The organism is Geomonas sp. (genome assembly GCF_056994735.1).
On sequence record NZ_JBXKJL010000174.1, the window covers coordinates 1 to 3094 of the forward strand.

General features: G+C 60.1%; 2 protein-coding genes. Both read left to right on the plus strand.

The features are described 5' to 3' along the window. On the plus strand, nucleotides 1-827 hold an 827-nt coding region (locus AC11W3_RS08120; RefSeq protein WP_484092787.1), incomplete at its 5' end, for a cobalt-precorrin 5A hydrolase. Between the two features lie 253 nt (nucleotides 828-1080). Further along, nucleotides 1081-3094: cobyric acid synthase (locus AC11W3_RS08125; RefSeq protein WP_484092788.1), on the plus strand; the 2014-nt coding region annotated here is incomplete at its 3' end.

Sequence of the window (3094 nt, forward strand, 5' to 3'; positions counted from 1 at the left end):
CCCCCCTTCTGCAGGCAAAGGATAAGGACCCGGCGGTGGTGGTGGTCGATGATGCCGGTCGCTTCGCCATCTCCCTCCTCTCCGGACATCTTGGCGGCGCCAACGAACTGGCCGAGCGCTGCTCTTCTCTCCTCGGCTGTACTCCGGTCATAACCACGGCCACCGATGTGAACGCTCTTCCCTCCTTCGACATGCTGGCGAAAGAGAACGGCTGGCTGATTGAAGACCTCTCGCGGGTGAAGGTCCTAAATGCCCTCCTGCTGGAGGGGAAAAACATCGCGGTCCTGGACCATCACGACGCTGTGAAAGGATACTTTGACGGGAGAGGGATCGTTTCCTTCTGTGGCGATCTTGACGAGGCCGTTGGAGCAGAAGCGAGTGGGGCGGTCCTCGTAACGAACAGGGTACTCCCGAAAGAGCTCGATTCCGACCGTGTCCTGGTGCTGCGCCCCTTGAACCTGCACTTGGGGATCGGCTGCAACAGGGGGACTTCCTGTGAAGAGATCGAATCGGTGGTCAAAGCCAATCTGGAGCGGCTATCCCTTTCGGCCATCAGCGTGAGATATGTCGCCACTGCGGAGGCGAAGCGCGACGAGGCCGGGTTGTTGGAGTTCGCCAGCCGGGCCGGGGTGGAGATTCTGTTCTACGACAGCCGCCGGTTGAACGTAGTCGAGGTGCCGTCTCCTCCTTCGGACCATGCCTTTACCGCTATCGGCGCGACCGGCGTTGCCGAGCCCGCGGCTCTCCTGGCATCAGGAGGGGGGAGGCTGCTGTTGAAGAAGGTGAAGGACGGAAACGTCACCCTCTCGATAGCCGAATCTCCGTAAAAGAGCGTCCCCGCTATCGCGTGAGGGTATCGGAGTTGGAAGTTGAATTTGCCGAGGAGGAGAGGCGCGGCAGAATGGATTCCCGATTAAGACCTCGGGAATGACAGTATTTTGTGTCATGCCCGAAAGCTTCTATCGGGCACCCAGATTCTTGCTCTGGAATATCCGGCATCCAGCTGCTGTGCATTCTCTATCTCGCGCGGCGGATGAGCGTCTCGCGATGTCTGTAACAGCAGTTTTCCATGAGGTTTTAATGTCCAAGCTTTTTGTAATAGGTATCGGCCCCGGCGGGCTGAACCATATGACATTCGAGGCGCGCGAGGCAATCGAGAAGTCTGAGGTTATTGTCGGTTACAAGACCTACCTCGATTTCATCCAGCCGCTGATAGAGAAAAAAGAGGTCGTTTCCTCGGGCATGATGCGCGAGATTGAGCGCTGTTCCGAGGCGCTCGCCATCGCCGCCTCAGGTAAGACTGTCGCCTTGGTCTCAAGCGGCGATGCCGGTATCTACGGCATGGCCGGGTTGGCCTTGGAACTTGCCGATGCCCCCGATGCTTCTTCTCAAGGCGTTGAAATAATTGTCGTTCCAGGGGTCTCGGCGGTGCAGGCGGCGGCTTCGGTCCTGGGCGCGCCCCTGATGCACGACTTTGCGGTGATCTCCCTTTCCGACCTCCTGACGCCCATCGACAAGATCAGGAGAAGGCTTCGGGCTGCGGCCTCCGCGGATTTCGTAGTCGCCCTTTACAACCCTCGCAGCAAAGGCCGCGTGACCCAGATCGAGGAGGCGGTGGAAATCCTGATCGCCGCCCGGGGGGCAGAAGTTCCCGTCGGCATTGTCAGGAATGCCTGCCGGGACGGTGAAGAGCGGATCATCACGACTCTCGGCGAGATGCTTTCCCACCCGATCGACATGTTCTCCATTGTCATCATCGGCAACGCCTCGACCCGCCTTGCCCGTGATGGCCGCATCATCACCCCTCGCGGTTATGCCAACAAGGGACGAAATGTGGTAGCGGAGGAGATTACCGCCGACGTCGCCGCCGGCTCGCGCTCTCTCATGTTCTGCGGCACCGGATCCGATGTCGGAAAGTCAGTCATCACCGCCGGGTTCTGCCGGATACTGAAGCGGCGCGGGATCTCCGTCGCCCCTTTCAAATCGCAGAACATGGCCCTGAATTCCGCCGTCACGCCCGAGGGTGGCGAAATCGGCCGCGCCCAAAGCGTCCAGGCAGAGGCCTGCGGCATCGCGCCCCACATCGATATGAACCCCGTGCTCCTGAAACCGAATTCCGACACCGGAAGCCAGGTGATCGTCCAGGGACGGGTCGTCCGGAACATGGGGGTGAAGGAGTACAACGCCTACAAGCCGGAAGCCTTCGTGAAGGTGCGGGAGAGCTTCGAGCGGCTGAAGTCAAAGTACTCTTTCATAGTCATGGAGGGAGCGGGGAGCATCGCCGAGATCAACCTCCGCGCCCACGATATCGCCAATCTTAAAGCGGCAGCCATGGCGGGAGCTCCGGTCATTCTCATTGCCGACATCGACCGCGGCGGGGTTTTCGCCCAGATCGTCGGTACCATCGAACTCCTGACGCCCGAAGAAAAGGCGATGGTCAAGGGAGTGATCATCAACAAGTTCCGCGGTGATGCCTCTCTGCTTCGATCGGGTATCGAGCTTGTCGAGGAGCGGACGGGCGTCCCGGTACTGGGCGTTCTGCCTTGGTTGAAGGGCCCATCGCTACCGGCGGAAGACAGCGTGGCGCTGCAGAGAAAGACAACCTCCCTTTCCGCAATCGATGGGAAACTGCGGGTCGGCGTGGTGCGGTTGCCGAGGATTTCCAATTACACCGATTTCGACCGACTTGAGGCGGAGCCCGACGTTGAGCTGATCTACGTGGAGTCGCCGCAGCTCGTGGGAAATCTCGACCTGCTGATACTGCCCGGGACCAAGGCCACGCTGGCCGACCTCGTTTCTCTCCGGGAGACCGGGATGTTCGACGCCATCAGCAAGTTCAAGGGAAACATCATCGGCATCTGCGGCGGATACCAGATGCTTGGAAACCTGGTTCTCGACCCGGACAGGGTCGAATCGTCAGTCTCGGAAGTGCAGGGGCTCGGGTTGCTGGACGTGGAAACGACCATCCTCGAGGAGAAGCAGACTCACCAGGTACAGGCGACTCTACTGGCAGCGGGGCAGCAACTCGCTCCCGGGTGCAGCCCCGGGATCGCCGGGTACGAAATACATATGGGTGACACGGAATTAGGCTCCG